The sequence below is a fragment of the Pseudoflavonifractor sp. MSJ-30 genome (genome assembly GCF_018918045.1).
Classification (GTDB): Bacteria; Bacillota; Clostridia; order Oscillospirales; family Oscillospiraceae; genus Faecousia.
On record NZ_JAHLPU010000063.1, the window covers coordinates 1 to 15,871 of the forward strand.

14 protein-coding genes are annotated in these 15,871 nt (G+C 54.3%); 12 read left to right on the forward strand and 2 right to left on the reverse strand.

The window, feature by feature from the left end; all coding sequences use genetic code 11:
- Positions 1-606 precede the first annotated feature (606 nt).
- From KQI10_RS10135 to KQI10_RS10150, 4 genes are all read left to right on the forward strand, one after another.
- Positions 607-1,335 (forward strand): hypothetical protein, encoded by a 729-nt coding sequence (locus KQI10_RS10135; protein ID WP_216567287.1) that lies wholly within the window; start codon positions 607-609, stop codon positions 1,333-1,335.
- 233 nt (positions 1,336-1,568) lie between these two features.
- A complete protein-coding gene (locus KQI10_RS10140; protein ID WP_216567288.1) occupies positions 1,569-2,765 on the forward strand; it encodes a cofactor-independent phosphoglycerate mutase in 1,197 nt (398 codons plus the stop codon).
- A 13-nt stretch (positions 2,766-2,778) separates the two neighbouring features.
- On the forward strand, positions 2,779-3,858 hold the full coding sequence (gene serC / locus KQI10_RS10145) for a 3-phosphoserine/phosphohydroxythreonine transaminase (RefSeq protein ID WP_216567289.1): 1,080 nt from the start codon (positions 2,779-2,781) through the stop codon (positions 3,856-3,858).
- 13 nt (positions 3,859-3,871) lie between these two features.
- Positions 3,872-5,035 carry a phosphoglycerate dehydrogenase gene (locus tag KQI10_RS10150; RefSeq protein ID WP_216567290.1) on the forward strand — a complete coding sequence of 388 codons (1,164 nt, stop codon included), beginning with the start codon at positions 3,872-3,874 and terminating at the stop codon, positions 5,033-5,035.
- Positions 5,036-5,168: 133 nt separating this feature from the next.
- On the opposite strand, the gene KQI10_RS10155 is transcribed toward KQI10_RS10150, so the two are convergent.
- Positions 5,169-6,173, reverse strand: a complete 1,005-nt coding sequence (locus KQI10_RS10155) for an aldo/keto reductase (RefSeq protein ID WP_216567291.1) — start codon at positions 6,171-6,173, stop codon at positions 5,169-5,171.
- A gap of 437 nt (positions 6,174-6,610) precedes the next feature.
- On the opposite strand from KQI10_RS10155, the gene KQI10_RS10160 reads away from it, so the two are divergent.
- From KQI10_RS10160 to KQI10_RS10175, 4 genes are all read left to right on the forward strand, one after another.
- Positions 6,611-8,377 (forward strand): amidohydrolase, encoded by a 1,767-nt coding sequence (locus KQI10_RS10160; RefSeq protein ID WP_216567292.1) that lies wholly within the window; start codon positions 6,611-6,613, stop codon positions 8,375-8,377.
- Between the two features lie 134 nt (positions 8,378-8,511).
- Positions 8,512-9,174, forward strand: coding sequence for a response regulator transcription factor (locus KQI10_RS10165; protein WP_216567293.1), 663 nt, complete (start codon positions 8,512-8,514; stop codon positions 9,172-9,174).
- Positions 9,171-10,535, forward strand: a complete 1,365-nt coding sequence (locus KQI10_RS10170; RefSeq protein ID WP_216567294.1) for a cell wall metabolism sensor histidine kinase WalK — start codon at positions 9,171-9,173, stop codon at positions 10,533-10,535. Before KQI10_RS10165 ends, KQI10_RS10170 begins: the two co-directional genes overlap by 4 nt.
- Before the next feature lie 85 nt (positions 10,536-10,620).
- Complete coding sequence (locus tag KQI10_RS10175) at positions 10,621-12,057, forward strand: DUF6034 family protein (protein ID WP_216567295.1); 1,437 nt, start codon at positions 10,621-10,623, stop codon at positions 12,055-12,057.
- A gap of 57 nt (positions 12,058-12,114) precedes the next feature.
- On the opposite strand, the gene KQI10_RS10180 is transcribed toward KQI10_RS10175, so the two are convergent.
- Entirely contained in the window at positions 12,115-12,339 is a 225-nt protein-coding gene (locus tag KQI10_RS10180; RefSeq protein WP_216567296.1) for a purine biosynthesis protein PurH, read from the reverse strand.
- A 422-nt stretch (positions 12,340-12,761) separates the two neighbouring features.
- On the opposite strand from KQI10_RS10180, the gene KQI10_RS10185 reads away from it, so the two are divergent.
- From KQI10_RS10185 to KQI10_RS10200, 4 genes are all read left to right on the forward strand, one after another.
- Positions 12,762-13,253, forward strand: coding sequence for a DUF3990 domain-containing protein (locus KQI10_RS10185; protein WP_216567297.1), 492 nt, complete (start codon positions 12,762-12,764; stop codon positions 13,251-13,253).
- Positions 13,253-13,495, forward strand: a complete 243-nt coding sequence (locus tag KQI10_RS10190; RefSeq protein ID WP_216567298.1) for a hypothetical protein — start codon at positions 13,253-13,255, stop codon at positions 13,493-13,495. Before KQI10_RS10185 ends, KQI10_RS10190 begins: the two co-directional genes overlap by 1 nt.
- A complete protein-coding gene (locus KQI10_RS10195) occupies positions 13,492-13,704 on the forward strand; it encodes a DUF3791 domain-containing protein (RefSeq protein ID WP_216567299.1) in 213 nt (70 codons plus the stop codon). Before KQI10_RS10190 ends, KQI10_RS10195 begins: the two co-directional genes overlap by 4 nt.
- Before the next feature lie 115 nt (positions 13,705-13,819).
- Positions 13,820-15,469, forward strand: a complete 1,650-nt coding sequence (locus KQI10_RS10200) for an SWIM zinc finger domain-containing protein (protein WP_216567300.1) — start codon at positions 13,820-13,822, stop codon at positions 15,467-15,469.
- Positions 15,470-15,871: the final 402 nt, after the last annotated feature.

Sequence of the window (15,871 nt, forward strand, 5' to 3'; positions counted from 1 at the left end):
CGGGTGTAGCTCATCCGGTAGAGCGCCACCTTGCCAAGGTGGAGGTAGCGAGTTCGAGCCTCGTCACCCGCTCCATAAAAAGAGATCTGCTTTTGCAGGTCTCTTTTTTCATGCCGCGGCAGATGCGGCAGCCCCAAATCCGGTGTATTCCGTGTGGGCATCAAAAGTACAGCCGCATCCGTTTTTCTGACCGTTCTGAGGTCTCACCCCGCGGGGCGATGTAGGCATCGCCCCTACGATGCATGCGTTCTGGATCCATAAAACGTAGGGGCCGATGCCTTCATCGGCCCGGAGGCTGACGGTACGAACGTGTCCGTTTTACCTGACCGCTCCGGTATCGTACCCCACGGGGCGATGTGGGCATCGCCCCCTACGCTGAAAACGCACGTTGTTACTTGTAGGGGCCGATGCCCTCATCGGTCCGGGTACCGACGGTATAGCCGTGTTCGTTTTTTCTGATTGCTTCGATGTTGTACCCCGCGGGACGGGGGTAACCTGCGTTTTACAAAATTCAGAACGCATCTGTTTCGTGCCCCGGAATTGACATTTGAAACGCTTTATCATATAGTATTCACAGACCCCCAATTACAAAAGGAGGCTGCTTTTATGGAAAGATTCAAGGCGTTGGATGTCTATTCCAAAATCGTTCTGATCCTTATGCTTGTTTTGCCTGTGGTGTTTCTTCCGTTTTACATCAAAACCATTTCCCGGGACGGCTTTTCTTATAGGGACGCCATTCTGACCGTGCATCAGGAACATGGGGCAACGGTTTATTCCGGAAAAATAGGCGGCGAGACGGCAGAGTTTACGGTGTCTGAGGATGGGGAAGTCCTCTTCCGGCATGGCAGTAAGACCTATGGCCCCTATACGGTTCGTGGGCAGGAAAATGGGGACGGGGTGGACATTTACGATGGAAACACCCTTTTGTTCCGCGGACGGTACGAATTCGACGGAGAAATGTACTGGCTGTATAACGAGGACGGCACTGTGCACAGTTTCGGCGGGTATTGGTACGGAGATGGACAGGAATGGAATTCGGACAGGACGCCCAATGACCCCGTGAAGCCTACGGTTTACGATATCCTGAGTCTGGCAAAGGGGCCAAAGCTGACGCATAAGGGCACCTGGCTCAGCTGGTTTGCGGGCCTGTTCTTCTGCGCGGTCAACGCGGGTTCCGTTTTGTTTGCGGATGAGCTGTTTTATCTGCGGCTGTCCTTCCGGGTCAGCAATGCCTACGACGCGGAGCCATCCGAACTGGAGTTGGTCGGAAGACGCTTCGGCTGGGCAGCGATGGCCGTCTGGGCCTTGATTGTTTTTGCGGTTGGGCTGCGGTGAAGCAATTCTTTCGGTAAGGTCTATACAGGAGGGCGGCGAGGTTGCTGCCCTCCTGTTTTGCAAAAATACGCCCTGCCGCCAAATTATTTCTGATTATATGCACATATACAAAATAAAAATGAATCTTCACATTTTGAAAAATTCATATTGCATTCTGAATTGTCTAGTGCTATGATAGGGAAAATCATCAGCGCCGGCGAAAAATGCCGGTGCGGGAAGGGAGAGAGTACATCTTGAAATACGTTGTCATTTTGGGAGACGGCATGGCGGATGAGCCCATTGCCTCTCTTGGCGGCAAGACCCCCCTGGACTATGCCAATACGCCCTGTATGGATGCATTGGCCGGAATGGGACACATGGGCCTGACCCAGAACGTGCCGGAAGGCATGGCCCCCGGCTCTGACGTCGCCAATCTTTCTGTGCTGGGATATGACCCGGCGGAGTGTTATTCAGGACGATCTCCCCTGGAGGCTCTGAGTGTGGGCGTCTCCATGGAGCCGGACGATGTGATTTTCCGCTGCAACATCGTCACGGTAACGGAAGAGGAACCCTATGCGGAAAAGACCATTCTGGACCACAGCTCCGGCGAAATCGCCACGGCGGACGCGGACATCCTGATGGACGCCATTCGGGAGAAGTTCGATTCCGATACCGTGCGTTTCTACACCGGCACCAGCTACCGGCATATTATGGTATGGAAGCACGGAAAGGTTGTGCCCCTGGAGCCGCCCCACGACCATCTGGGAGATAAGATTGGCCGGTGGCTGCCCAAGGAGCCCATGCTGCGGGAAATGATGGAAGCGAGCTACTCCATTCTGAACGACCATCCCCTGAATCTGGCCCGGGCGGCGGCAGGGAAGCGCAAGGCAAACTCTCTCTGGTTCTGGGGCGCGGGCACCAAGCCCAGTCTGCGCAATTTCCGGGAGAAGACCGGCCTGAAGGGCGCCATGATCTCGGCGGTGGACCTGCTGAAGGGCATCGCCGTAGGAGCCGGGATGCAGGTCTACCAGGTGCCCGGCGCTACCGGGTCCATTGATACCAATTACGAAGGCAAAGCCGCCGCGGCTGCCAGGGCGCTGCTGGAGGACGGCAATGACTTTGTCTATGTCCATGTAGAGGCTCCGGACGAAATGGGGCACCAGGGTTTGGTGGACGCCAAGGTCAAGTCCATTGAGTATCTGGACAGCCGTCTGATCGCCCCGCTGAAAAAGGCCCTGGACGATTCCGGGGAGGAATACCGGATGCTGATCCTGCCGGATCATCCCACCCCCATCCGCCTGCGGACCCATACCGGAGAGCCGGTTCCGTTCCTGCTGTATGATTCCACCCGGCAGGAGAAAAAGAGAGCAAAATTTACCGAGGCCGAGGCGGCACTGACCGGGGACTTTGAACCCCACGGCTGCCGCCTGATGGACCGCCTGCTGAAATAAAGGAGTATGCTGTATGGCAAGAGTCTATAATTTTTCCGCCGGTCCCGGCGTGCTGCCGGAGCCCGTTTTGCAGGAAGCCGCCGCCGAAATGATGGACTACCGGGGCACCGGTATGTCCGTTATGGAGATGAGCCACCGTTCCAAGCCCTATCAGAAGATTATTGACGAGGCAGAGGCGGATCTTCGCTGCCTTATGGGCATTCCCGATAACTACAAGGTCCTGTTTTTACAGGGCGGCGCCAGTCAGCAGTTTGCCATGGTACCCATGAACCTGATGCAGAACCGTGTGGCGGACTATATCGTCACCGGCCAGTTTGCGAAAAAGGCATGGAAAGAGGCAAAGCTGTTCGGCACGGCCAACGCCGTCGCGTCCTCCGAGGATAAGAATTTCACTTACATTCCCGACTGCTCGGATCTGCCCATTGCGGAGAACAGCGACTATGTGTACATCTGCGAGAACAACACCATTTACGGCACCAAGTTCAAGACCCTGCCCAATACCAAGGGAAAGCCCCTGGTTGCGGACGTCTCCTCCTGCTTTCTCAGTGAGCCGGTTACGGTGACGGATTACGGCATGCTCTACGGCGGAGCGCAGAAAAATGTAGGCCCCGCGGGCGTGGTCATTGCCATTATTCGGGAAGACTTGATCCGGGAGGATGTGCTGCCCGGCACCCCCACCATGCTGCGCTACAAGACCCACGCCGATGCCGGGTCCATGTACAATACACCCCCTGCCTACAGCATTTATATCTGCGGCAAGGTCTTCAAGTGGCTGCTGGGAATTGGCGGTCTGGAGGCCATGGGGAAACGAAATCAGGAGAAAGCGGCCATTCTCTACGACTATCTGGATTCCAGCAGAGTCTTCCACAATCAGGTGGTCAAAAAGGACCGCTCTGTGATGAACGTGACCTTTGTCACCGGAAACCCGGAGCTGGACGCCCGATTTGTGGCAGAAGCGGCCCAGGCGGGCTTTGTGAATCTGAAGGGCCACCGCAGCGTCGGCGGTATGCGGGCCAGCATCTACAATGCCATGCCCATCGAGGGTGTCAGGAAGCTGACGGAATTCATGGCGGATTTTGAAGAGAAACTCTGAGAGGGAGAAGGATATGTTTCAGGTCAACTATTTGAATAAGATATCCCCCAAGGGAACGGCTCTCTGGACGGAGAACTATCGGGTCTCCGAAAGAATCGAGGATGCGGACGCGCTGCTGGTCAGAAGCGCCGCCATGCACGACATGGTTTTTTCTCCCAATCTTCTGGCCGTTGCCAGAGCGGGAGCGGGGGTCAATAATATTCCTCTGGACCGGTGCGCCGAGCAGGGCATTGTGGTGTTCAACACCCCCGGAGCCAATGCCCGCAGCGTCATGGAGCTGACTCTCTGCGGTCTGCTGCTGGGCTGCCGGGACATTGTGGGCGGCATCGAGTGGGTGAAGTCCATTGCCGGTACGGCTGATATCGCCAAGCAGGTGGAGAAGGGCAAGTCCCAGTTCGCCGGTCACGAAATTTTGGGGCAGAAGCTGGGTGTTGTGGGTCTGGGCGCGGTAGGCGGCCCCTTTGCCAACGCCGCCCGGAAACTGGGAATGCAGGTCTACGGCTGCGACCCCTTTATCTCCATTGACGCCGCCTGGCACCTGGACAGCCAGATTCACCGGGTCAACAGCCGGGAGGAGATCTTCGCCACCTGTGACGTGATCTCTCTGCACACACCCCTGCTGGAGGACACCAAAAAGATGATCAACGGGGAGACCATCGGCAAAATGAAGGACGGCGTGATTATCCTGAACTTCGCCCGGGATCTGCTGGTGGATGACGACGCCATGGCCGAGGCTTTGGCCTCCGGAAAGGTCAAGCGTTACATTACGGATTTCCCCAACGAGAAGACGGCGAAAATGCCGGGGTGTATCGCCATACCTCATCTGGGGGCCTCTACGGAGGAATCCGAGGACAACTGTGCCAAAATGGCCGTGACCCAGATAATGAATTATCTGGAAAACGGCAATATCGTGAATTCCGTAAATTTCCCCAACTGCGATATGGGCATCTGCGCCAGCCAGGGGCGGATTACCATTCTGCATAAAAACATCCCCAACTCTCTGGGCCGGTTCACCACCGCCATGGCCGGTGAGAATGTGAACATCGCCGGACTGATGAACAAGAGCCGGGGAGAATACGCCTACACCATGCTGGACCTGGATCACAAGCCATCGGAAAGCGTGGTGGAGGGCCTGCGGAATATCGAAGGCGTCCTGCGGGTGCGGGTAATCAAGTAAAGAAAATGCGAGGGACGATTCCTGTTTCGGCCCGAAACCCGGTCAGCAGAGCTGCGCAGCCTGAAAGTGCGGCTCTTATCCACCGGGCCTCGGGGCGATGTGGGAATCGTCCCTTTTTTGTTGAACTGTACGTTTACCCCTCAAACTCCCGGGCCACACGCTTCATCATATCCCGGATGGGCAGGTGATAGGGGCAGCGGCTTTCGCAGGCGCCGCATTCCACACAATCGGATGCTTTGCCCTCTGTGGGATAGCGGCCCTTGGCCCAGTCGGCCAGCCCGTAGCGGGTCAGATAGCCCTCCAACACAAACAGTTGGGGGATCTGGATACCAACCGTGCAGGGAGCGCAGTAATTGCACCGGCGGCAAAACTGGGTGCCCAGAGAATCCCGCAGCGCCTGGATTTTCGCAAGTTCGGCATCCGAAAGGGGCGCGGTATTGCTGACGGCGGCCAGATTCTGCTCCAGTTCCTTGGGCTCCGCCATGCCGGGGATGACCACGGTGACGGCGGGATTCTGAACAATATAGCGCAGGGCCAGAGTGGCGTCATCGATGGCGCCCCCCGCCAGGGGCTTCATGCAGATAAAGCCGATGCCTTTTTCCACGCATTTCTCCATCAGCGCCGCGCCCTGATTTTCCACGATGTTGTAGGGGAACATGACGGTCTCCACCCAGTCCAGAGTCAGGGCTTTTTCAAAAACCTCCGCGGAGTGGGCGGTCAGGCCGATGTGGCGGACGGTTCCGGCAGCTTTTGCGGCCTGCAGTGCCTCCAACGCGCCGCCGGGGGCAGTGATCTTCTCCAGATTTTCCATGGAGGGGTTGTGAAACTGGTAAAGGTCAATGTAGTCTGTGCGCAGATTCCGCAGGCTGGTGGCCACGTCTGCCTCCATAGCCTCCCGGGTCAGCCCCCGGCCCTTGGTAGCCAGGATGAATTTGTCCCGAACGCCCTCCAGGGCATAGCCCAGATATTCCTCACTGACGGTGTAGCCCCGGGCGGTATCGATGTAGTTAACGCCCGCTTCCATGAGTTTGCGGATCAGCGATTTTGTCCCCTCCGCGTCAATGCGCTGAATGGGGATACCGCCGAAGCCCAGCCGGGAAATACGCATCCCGGTTTTGCCCAATTCTCTGTATTCCATTTTGTCTCCTCCTGTATTCTGCTCCCAATTTTGCCGCCGATCACATGGGCGGCTCTTCTTTCTCATTATACGGCCTTCCCGTCGGAAAAACAATAGTTTTATATTTTTGAAAAAAGACTTGCATTTTCAGAAAAAACCGTTATAATACACGCGTTGCTTTTGTAACAGAAATTGACCGCTTTTTTAAGCCTAGGCTACACGGACGGCCGGGTCAAATGCCGAAAACTTGTCGAAGAGACAAGAACCGCGTTTAGTGGAATGCGGAAGGGTATTCACCCTTATTGACTGAGTTAAAAGCTCGGTTTTGTAAAGTTGTATTTACTACACCTTATAAAATGGTCAATAAGAAGCGATTTCTGTTATAGAAAGGACTCTTTTCTGCGATTTGGACGGGTGTAGGAATACGCCCGTCTTTTTTGTTTGGAAGGAGTAAAAAAATGAAGAGAATGCTGCTGATCCTGATGACTTTCGTCATCGCCCTGAACCTTGCCGCCTGCGGCGGGAATTCCGCCCCCGCGCAGACGGAAGCCACAGAAACCGCCCCGGCCGTCCCCGCCGCCGACGCCGTCTACACAGGCGCGGTGATCTATACGGAGGATGCCGAAAACACTGTCGCGGAGGCTATGGCCGTCCGGGATGGTAAAATTATTTATGTTGGAAGCGCAGAAGGCGCTCAGGCTTATATCGGTGAGGGCACCGAGGTAACAAATCTGGAAGGGAAGATGATTACCCCCAATCTGATCGATTCCCATTCCCACCCCGGCATCGTGGCCACCACTGCCTGGTACACGGATATGCCCGCGGACTGCGATACCCAGGAGGAGATTCTGGCTTTCGTCAAGGACTTCTGTGATACCCACTCCGCCGAGGAGTACCCCTATATTTACTTTGAGTACTACCCCTCCAACCTCTTCGACGAGAACGGCCCCAGAAGAGAGTGGATCGATGAAGTGGTCAGCGACCGGGCCATCCTGATTGAGGACTTCTCCGACCACGCCTGCTGGGTCAACACCCGTTTTCTGGAGCTGATCGGCGCTTTTGACGAGGGTGTGATCTCCGAAGCCGACAAGGAATTCATGACGAATAGCGAAGGGGAATACACCGGCTGGATCCGGGAATTCGTCTGGCAGAACTATATTGGAAATCTCTATGAAAAAACCGGCTTCACCCCGGCCGAGGAGGTGAATGAGGAGAATCTGACCCCCGTTCTGGACGATTTCAAGTCCTGGGGCGTTACGGCCGTTATGGATGCCTGCGTGTTGGACGACGCCCATGTAAAGACCGTCTCCGACATGGACAAGGCTGGAAAACTCAATATGTACTATGAGTTCTCCTATCGGATGTACGATTATTCCGGGTTGGAGAACGCCATTTCCGAGGTTCACCGGCTGAACGAGACCTATGGCACGGACCGGGTCTATGTGGACACCATCAAGATCTTCTACGACGGCACCAACGAGCTGGGCGATGCCGCTCTGGTGGACGGCTGGATCACGGACGAATCCCAGAAGGGCTTTCTTCTGATGGATCTGGAGCAAACCGTCAACACGCTGAGAAGATGCAATGAAGAGGGCATCGATGTCCACTTCCACATGGTGGGAGACCTGGCCTTCCGGCAGGTCTGCGATGCCACGGAGGCTCTGATTCAGGAGGTCGGGCCTCTGAACATTCAGGTGGAGATGTGCCACTGCGAGTATATCAACCCGGCGGACTACGACCGTCCCCAGCAGCTGGGTATCATCGTGAACTGGACGCCCCACTGGACCGGCGGTTACTTCGGTGACGCGTCCCTGAAATACATGGGGCAGGAGCGGTATGACGATATGTACAAGTTCAACCCTCTGATCGGGAGCGGGGCCATTGTGACCTTCGGCTCCGACATCTACTCCATGTACGAGGAAAACCGGGGCAATCCCTACTTCGGTATGCAGACAGCCATGACCCGTATTGACCCGGAGGGCGTTTACGGCGAAGGCGTTATGCGGGAAAGCGAAAGCTCCAAGCTCTCTCTGGAGGATCTGCTCCGGGGCTATACCCGCAACGGCGCCATCCAGATGCGTCTGGACGACCGCACCGGTTCTCTGGAGGTCGGCAAGAACGCCAACTTCAATGTGTACGACGAGAACCTTTTTGAGGTTGCCCCCGAGGAAATGATGAACGTACTGCCTGCGGCGGTGTATTTTGAGGGAAGCCGGATAAACTGATTTTCCCTGTTATGCAGAGGATGATGGATCCATCGTCCTCTGCTTTTTTGCATTTCGGGCAAACAATAATATTTTGGTAAACACGTCCCTGTCCCGTTGTGCTATAATGGAGAGAACAAAGAGGAGGCGAGCCTATGGGAAACCGAATTGTGATGATCGAGGACGATGCCGCCATAGCTCAGGCGGTGCAGCTGAATCTGGAGTGCGCGGAATATGAAGTCACGGTCTTTGACAACGGACAGACCGCATGGGACGCTCTGCGGGATAACCACGACTATGACCTGGCGCTGCTGGACATGATGCTGCCGGGGATCGACGGCTTTGCGCTGCTGCCGAAGCTGCGGGAATACGGCATTCCCGTGATCTGCCTGACGGCCATGGGGGACCCGGGCCATGAAGTTCAGGGCCTGCGGGGCGGTGCGGAGGACTATATCGCCAAGCCCTTTGACATGCTGGCCCTGATGGTGCGTATGGAAAAGGTCCTCAGCCGCAGGGGGAAGCTCCACGAGATCTACCATTTCCGGGACCTTACCCTGGACAAGGGCAACCGCCGCCTGACCCGGAAGGGGGAAGAAATCTGTTTGCCGCCGTTGGAATTTGATGTGCTGGCGGTGCTGATGAAGAACAAGAACCGCACGGTATCCCGGGAGCGCATTCTGAATGAGATCTGGGGGCAGGATTACTTCGGGGATATCCGCACGGTGGACGTCCGTGTTGCCAATCTGCGGAAAAAGCTGAATCTTTCCGAGGCAATCCGTACCATTTCCAAGGCCGGATACCGGTTGGAGGAACGATGAGACTGAGAACAAAACTGACGGCGCTCTGCGCGGCGCTGCTGCTTCTGGTGGCGGTAAGCCTGACGGCGGCCATGCTCTGGCAGGTCCGGGCGCAGTCTTACGACATGCTCCTGGAGAGTACGGAAAAGACGTTAGCGGAGCTTACTTCCGAATTTCAACAATCCACCTACCGGGATCATCCGGAGAGTGGGACCGCTTTGGAAGTTTTTTTGACCTATAATTTCCGCAGCTGCGGTGTTCCCGGGAGTGCCCTGTTCGTAGATGGGAAATGCCTGTACGCTGCCACGCCCATTGCGCCGGAGGAATACCTGGACGTTTCCAATTGGACGACCACATCGGCCAGGGCCTATGTTCAGGGAAAGCATTTCCTGATTCTGGGCAAGGCCCTGGACATCCGGGAAAAAACGTGCAGGATATACCTGGTGGAGGACGCAGACCATATCTATGCCCAGCTCTGGCAGCTCAGCGGGCGGTTCGCGCTGCTGGCCCTGGCCATCGGACTGCTGGGCCTGGGGGGAGTCCGGCTCATTATCTCCCGGGCGCTTCATCCTCTTTCTGAGCTGACCCAAGCGGCGGAGCGTATCGCAGGCGGCAGCTACAGCCAGCGGGTCAGCGTCCAATCCTCGGACGAGGTGGGCAGGCTGGCCGGAAATTTTAACCGCATGGCCGCGGCGGTGGAGACCCACGTGGACACCCTGCGGGAACAGAACCAGCGGCAGAAGCTCTTTATCGGGGCTGTGACCCACGAGCTGAAAACGCCCCTGACGTCTCTGCTTCTGAATGTGAATACACTGGAAACGGTCTATCTGCCGGAGGAGAAGCAGGAGGCACTGCTTGCCAGCATGGATACCCAGCTCCATTGGCTGGAAACCATGGTGAAAAAGCTGCTGACCCTGCTCTCCATGCAGAAAAACGCCAGGCTTTCGGAATGCTCCGCGCCGGAGCTTCTGGAACGGGTACAAACCCTCACGGGGCCGGTTTGCGCGAAATACGGCGTTTCTCTGAAAACGGTGTGCCATGCGGATACCTTCTCCATGGACAGTGACCTTATGTGCAGCGCCCTGGTGAATCTGATTGAAAACAGCGCCAAGGCATCCAGCCCCAGTGACGTGATCGAGGTTCTGGCAGACCAAAAGGGGTTCGCGGTCATGGACCATGGCCGGGGGATTCCGGAGAAGGACCTTGCCCGGGTCACGGACCCCTTCTACATGGGCGACCCCTCCCGCAGCAAGCAGTCCGGCGGCTTCGGCCTGGGGCTGGCTCTGGTGAAGGAAATCGCCGCCGTTCACGGCGGAAGGCTGGAAATCGAGAGCCAGCCGGGGCAGGGGACTACCGCGAGAATTACGCTGCCCCACCCGTAACCAAACGGTAATGTGCCGGTAAACTCTTTCTTTCGCACCTGTGGTATTCTGGAACCATCCCAAGAACAGGAAAGGATGTGCTTTTATGAAAAAGAAACCCATGCGTCTGCTGACCGCCGCTCTGGCGCTGACAATGCTGTCGGGCTGCGGCGCGGCCCGGACGAACACAGAGAACACAGCGGCAGAAACCAGCGTCAACCAGGCTATGCTCATTGAAAAGAGCAGCCAGCCTCAGGCGGAGGATTACACCTTCCCGGAGAAATTCACCGGGGACTGGACGGCCCAGGATGGGCGGCTCACCATCCACGCGGACGCGGACGTCGTGGCGGACCTGGGAACCGTGCTGCCCACCGCCACCGTCACCCCAAGGGAATTTACCCAGAAGGACGTGGACAAGCTGTTTTCGGTGCTGCTGAAGGGCAATCCGCTCCATGGCTATGTGCTGACAAAGCAGGAGTGTCAGGATCAGATCGACCGCGTAAGCTCCCCGGATTGGCAGACAGACCCGGACGGCCCGGAACTGACCCCGGAGCAGCTGGAGCAGCGCCGTCAGGAAATTATTGCCTATTATACGGAGCTTCTGGCAACCGCGCCGGAGGAAGCGCCCATCGTCCATGGCTTTGCCGATTCCGTGGAGCCGAACGAAGTCAGCGGCACTGCCACGGTGGACGGAAAGGAATATGAGGTTTCCATTCGGAATGAAGTGGGCAGTTCTTGGACATCGGCGTTTATCCAGCGGCATGAATACAAGTATCGTTATCCCGAAGAAAAATACGACTGGGGCGAAATATCCAGGGAGGATGCCATTGCTCTGGGAAATTCTCTGATGGAAGAGCTGGGGCTTACAAATATGGCGCTGGATGATGTACAGCCCGGCACCAAACGGGATCATCCCGAAGGAACATGGCTGCTTTCCTATGTGCCCACCGTGGACGGAATTCCCCTTCCCGGAATCCGTGAGGACCGTGTATACAACGGCCCCGACGAACAGGACGGCCCTGTGACAGACTATGGGTATTGGGTCTACAGCTGCTCGGAGGAGAGCAACGCGGACACCGTTTCCTGGAACATGGAACGGGTCATTCTGGTTGTGGGGCAGGAAGGGCTTCTGTACTTCTTCTGGAATTCTCCCAGCAGCGAGCCTGTCGTTCAGGAGACCCGGACGGCGCTGATGCCCTTTGATGAAATTGCCGCCATAGCGGACGCCATGCTGCCCGTGGTCGTCACCGGCCCCTCCGATGCCAGAAGTCTGGTGGAGATCGATGAGATCAACGGGGTCAAGAGCTATATGGACCTGGATATTACGAAGGTATCGCTGTCCCTCATGCGCGTCCGGGACAAGGGCTCCCTGCAGGGTACCATCGTTCCCGTGTGGGATTTCTGGGGCACCTACGACTGGTACTGGGAGGATGAGAACGGCACCCAGCCCTATATGAACAAGGGCGCAAACCTCACCACAGCGCCCATGCTGACCCTGAACGCCATCGACGGAAACGTGGTCAGCCGGTTGTTTGGATATTAAAATTCCTTTTCTGAGAAACGGAGCCCATCCCCGAAACAAAGGGATGGGCTCCGTTCTTTAGTACCCGCACCCGGACCGCTGGGGGCCCTTCATGGCTGTGGTGTATGCCGTCCGGAAGGACATGGTGATCTCCGTCAGCTCCCGCTTTCCGTAAATGTAGTCGTCGTACATATCCGCCAGACCGCCCATGCAGTCGTCACAGGACCCAAGCATCCCCAGAGATTCCTCCACAATGGCGCGGCGCTGGGCCTCGGTGGTATCTTTGATCAGAAGGCTTTTCATCTTCGTGCTCCTTTGTGTTTTTCCTCCATTTTATATCAGAAGACGGCAGTTTTCAATAGGCGATTCCGCAGAAAAGAACCGGTAACCGCCCCGGCAGGAAAGCAGTTCTCCGGATGGATAACGGAAACCGGGGCAGGGGAGACGGTCAGGGCCCTGGTACTCCGGCCGGACGAAAACGGAAATGCATCCCTGCCCGCAGGCAATAGGCTGGAGCCCATGACATTGCTGCCGTTGTTTGAACAGGACGAGAGTGAGCTATATAATGTCTGTTTGTTGCGAATAGGATCACCGTTTTTCCTAATGGCAAGCATCCTTCGATTCATTCTTGAACAGATAGTTTCCTATTGACTTCCTGTTCGATAATCGCATATAATATCTATGAAGAAAGCTTTTATGTAATATAGGCTTTGAGGAGATAATCAATGATTCTATACCATGGAAGTAATTTAACAGTATCTGAACCGAGGCTTATCGTTCAGAACCGTTTCCTTGATTTCGGTTTTGGTTTTTACACGACAACGAACAGGGTGCAGGCAATCAGTTTTGCCAAGAAAGTTACCAACCGCCGCAAAGAGGGAATCCCGACCGTCAATATTTATGAAATCGATGAAGAAAAAGCATTCAAAGAATGCTCCGTCCTGCGGTTTGATGAACCAAATGAAGCATGGCTGGATTTTGTTTCAGACAACAGAGCAGGTAAATTCATGGAAAAGACCTATGATTATATTTTCGGACCGGTCGCGGATGATAATATCTACACGACTTTCATGCTTTACACTACAGGGGTACTGACGAAAGAGCAGACGGTAGATGCGTTAAAGGTTCGGAAGCTGTACAATCAGTTGGCGATTACATCCCAGAAAGGGCTGTCCTTTTTGAAATTCATTGGAACGGTTCCGAAGGAGGAATACTGATGGATCAAAAGAAATTTGAGGCAATGCTGGTGCTGCTTGTCCCGCAGGTCATTGGACTCATCGTTAAGAACTACGGATGTGACGAAGTAACTGCTACGAAAGAATTCTATGAATCCAAGGTATACTCCGTTTTGGAAGAGGAGGATACGAAACTATGGCATTTCAGCCCTTTGACGCTCTTCAATATGTATGATGAGGAACGAAAGACAGGGGCGATCACATTTCCGGAGGAAGCATTATGAGCAGACAGGGCGATTTTATGGTATACTGCACGGAATTGTATAAATCGGCAAAGAATATGACAGGCAAACAGGTGTCCGATTTATTCACCAAATACCATGTTTGGGACTACATTTATTCCTGCTTTGAGGCGCTGCATACCACAGGCGCAAATTATATTGTAAACGATATTGATGAATATATCACAGCACGGCAGCCGTCAATGGCGTAAGGGGCACGGCCGCTTGAATGCTGAGAGGAGCCGCTTGCCTGCCAGAGTAGGTAAGCGGCTCACTTTTTGAAACGGATATTTTGCAAATGAATAGAAAGAGACTGGAGGGAATCACATGGCGACCAATCCATGGAAGAATATGTTTCCACCGCATATCTGGCAGCGAGGTGTGGATTATTATCGTGATGGGCGTGTTTTAGATTTACACTGCCGGAATAGTGAGGTTACGGCACAGGTAGAGGGCAGTGAAACCTACACAGTGTCTGTGACATTCAACAAGGCGAGGGACGGCATTACCGATTACTTTTGTGATTGTCCTTACGGAGAGGATGGAACGCCTTGCAAGCACCTTGCCGCTGTATTGTGCGCCGTGCAGGGTGGAGCCCAAAATCCTATTCCGAAAGAAAAGAACGGGTACACGGTAGAAGCGCTGGTGGGGCTATTGTCGGAGTCACAGATGCGGAGCTTACTGATTCGGTTTGCGGAAGGCGATTCCCATATAAGAGAGGTGATTCAGCTCACAGCAACCAACGAACTCCCGCAAACGCAGAAAGATCAGTGGGAAGCGGATTTGGAGGAGCTGACGGATTCCATGTCAGATAGGCATGGGTTTATTGATTACGAAGATGCGTCAGAGTATTGTGATGCTCTGGTGGAGTATATGAATGATCGACTTCCTGATTTGCTTTTTGCCGGAAAGGCAATGGATGCGTTTCAACTGAGTTGGCTGACATTCCGAACAGGAGTGGAACAGGATATGGACGATTCTGACGGTGGCATGTCGGTACTGGCCAGCTTCTGCATGGATGCCTGGTCACAGATTTTGGAACAGGCTGATTTAGAAGAACAACGGGAGATACTCCACTGGTTTACTGTGCATTATGCGTCACTAGATCTTGGCAAAATGTTTCTGGACGAGTATCTTTATGACGCTCCCTGGAAAGACGGGATTGGACCGGAATTACTGTCATTTCTGGATCGACAGATACAAGAGTGCTTAAAGAATGAAAACAGCCAATACCGTCTGGAAGATTTGATCGTCCACAGAGTAAAATGGATGGAGAGGCTAGGGAAGAGCGAGGAGGAGCAAGAACAATATTTTGCACAGTACCACTATCTCCCCAGGATTCGTGAAATAAAAATTACTCAGGCGAAACAAAGCGGTGATTGGGCTACCGCACTTGCACTGCTGGAGGAAAGCCGGGAGATTGACAAGGACCTGCCGGGGCTGGTGGCAAAGTATAGCACTCAAATGATTGAGATTTATGAACGGACAGACAACCGGGAGTCACTGTTGAAGGAATTGAGAGACTACCTTTATGCGTTCAGACAGGATGATTTGGTTTATGTGTTAAAGCTCAAAGCAATGCTGACACCAGAAGAATGGACAGCTGAACGGGATCGTCTATTGAATAGTACAACAATGCGCTCTCAAGTATATTCGCTTCTGGAGCAAGAGCAATTGTATGAGGCGCTAATGCAAACAATTGAGAAGAATACTGACATCCACGCTTTGGAGAGATATGAGCGTTTACTGAAGAAATCATATGGGCAACGTTGTCTGAATGTTTATGTTACGCATCTGCAAGATGCAATGGGACGAGCTAACAATCGGAAGGCCTATTGGTCAGTCATTCAGACATTGAAGAAAGTTCGGAAATACCCTGATGGAAAAGTGGTTGCGAAAGGCTTGGCTGATTGTTGGAGAACAAAATATCCCAGACGGACCAGCATGCTGGATGAGTTAAGCAAAGCCGGATTTTGAAGGTTATATAATGGAAATCATTGCTGAAATATTGCGTATTTTTGTGAAAGCAAATTGAGTGACCGACCCAGTGGAGCATCTAAAATGGGCCAGAATCCAATAGAGAGGGACAAGCCCGCCCACCCTGGGCTGCTAATACATACCATAATAACCCAAGATAATACAAATATTCTTACATAGCCGTCTGCCCAACCGCACACCGGCCTATCCGGAAATAAAAAATATCTGATACGTCTGGGAAAGGGAAAAATTGCAGAATTTACCCTGGTGAATCAAAGTCAGGGAACCGCCCAAACGGACATACCGGACTGGGAGCTGGGCACAGTCACCTTCCTGCTGAAGCAGCAGGCCCGCAGCTATTTTTTTCAGAAAACAGACGGGCATACGGTCTATGTAAACGGT

Coding starts and splice junctions, on each gene's coding strand:
- KQI10_RS10135 (WP_216567287.1), top strand. CDS start 607: ATGGAAAGATTCAAGGCGTTGGATGTCTATTCCAAAATCGTTCTGATC.
- KQI10_RS10185 (WP_216567297.1), top strand. CDS start 12,762: ATGATTCTATACCATGGAAGTAATTTAACAGTATCTGAACCGAGGCTT.
- KQI10_RS10195 (WP_216567299.1), top strand. CDS start 13,492: ATGAGCAGACAGGGCGATTTTATGGTATACTGCACGGAATTGTATAAA.
- KQI10_RS10180 (WP_216567296.1), bottom strand. CDS start 12,339: ATGAAAAGCCTTCTGATCAAAGATACCACCGAGGCCCAGCGCCGCGCC.
- serC (WP_216567289.1), top strand. CDS start 2,779: ATGGCAAGAGTCTATAATTTTTCCGCCGGTCCCGGCGTGCTGCCGGAG.
- KQI10_RS10155 (WP_216567291.1), bottom strand. CDS start 6,173: ATGGAATACAGAGAATTGGGCAAAACCGGGATGCGTATTTCCCGGCTG.
- KQI10_RS10160 (WP_216567292.1), top strand. CDS start 6,611: ATGAAGAGAATGCTGCTGATCCTGATGACTTTCGTCATCGCCCTGAAC.
- KQI10_RS10200 (WP_216567300.1), top strand. CDS start 13,820: ATGGCGACCAATCCATGGAAGAATATGTTTCCACCGCATATCTGGCAG.
- KQI10_RS10175 (WP_216567295.1), top strand. CDS start 10,621: ATGAAAAAGAAACCCATGCGTCTGCTGACCGCCGCTCTGGCGCTGACA.
- KQI10_RS10190 (WP_216567298.1), top strand. CDS start 13,253: ATGGATCAAAAGAAATTTGAGGCAATGCTGGTGCTGCTTGTCCCGCAG.
- KQI10_RS10165 (WP_216567293.1), top strand. CDS start 8,512: ATGGGAAACCGAATTGTGATGATCGAGGACGATGCCGCCATAGCTCAG.
- KQI10_RS10150 (WP_216567290.1), top strand. CDS start 3,872: ATGTTTCAGGTCAACTATTTGAATAAGATATCCCCCAAGGGAACGGCT.
- KQI10_RS10170 (WP_216567294.1), top strand. CDS start 9,171: ATGAGACTGAGAACAAAACTGACGGCGCTCTGCGCGGCGCTGCTGCTT.